Genomic DNA, 590 nt, shown 5'->3' on the forward strand with positions numbered 1-590 from the left:
GGTTTTCTGTCGTCGTGGGTTCGCTGCCCGAATCAAGCGGCCAGACAGCACACGATCGGTAGAAGGGACCACTATCGTCGGTCCACCGTTCCCAATGTGATTTGTGTGCCAACTCTGTATCCTCGTCAGTCATAGTTCAGTTGAATTACAGCTCCATTTTCAAGTTTTTGGCCCCACACCACAGGTGGGTAACACGAGAACCGAGAAGCCAAGTTTCAATTTACCCCGCACTAAGACAGAAGTAATGGAGGTCACGGAGCAGTGGTGGACGCTTGCGAGCGCCAGCCTGTTTTTAGTCGGCCTTGGAATTCTCGCAGACCAACTTGTGTTTCTCGTCGCCGCAGCTGGCCTTGGAGCGTGGCTCCTTGGCGGGGCCATTACCGCCAGCCAGTCATTCCGGACACAGCAGCGACAGCTCTCTGTCGAGTACACACTTGACGCCACGACACTATTTGTTGACACAGCGACGGAACTCACGCTTCATGTCTCTCGCTCTTCAGAAGCGGCACAGGAGCCACTCGTTATCGATGCCGAACTGCCTGCTGGCGTCACTACTGACACCGACTATCCCTCTGTCGCGCTCAAGGCCG

The 590-nt window shown here is 55.4% G+C and carries 1 pseudogene; it reads left to right on the plus strand.

Features of this window, described 5'->3' with window-relative positions:
• Positions 1 to 244 precede the first annotated feature (244 nt).
• Positions 245 to 590 (plus strand): annotated as a pseudogene (locus tag D3D02_RS18575) (DUF58 domain-containing protein); the annotation flags it as partial.

Source organism: Halobellus sp. Atlit-38R (assembly GCF_003665925.1).
Classification (GTDB): Archaea; Halobacteriota; Halobacteria; order Halobacteriales; family Haloferacaceae; genus Haloquadratum; species Haloquadratum inordinatus.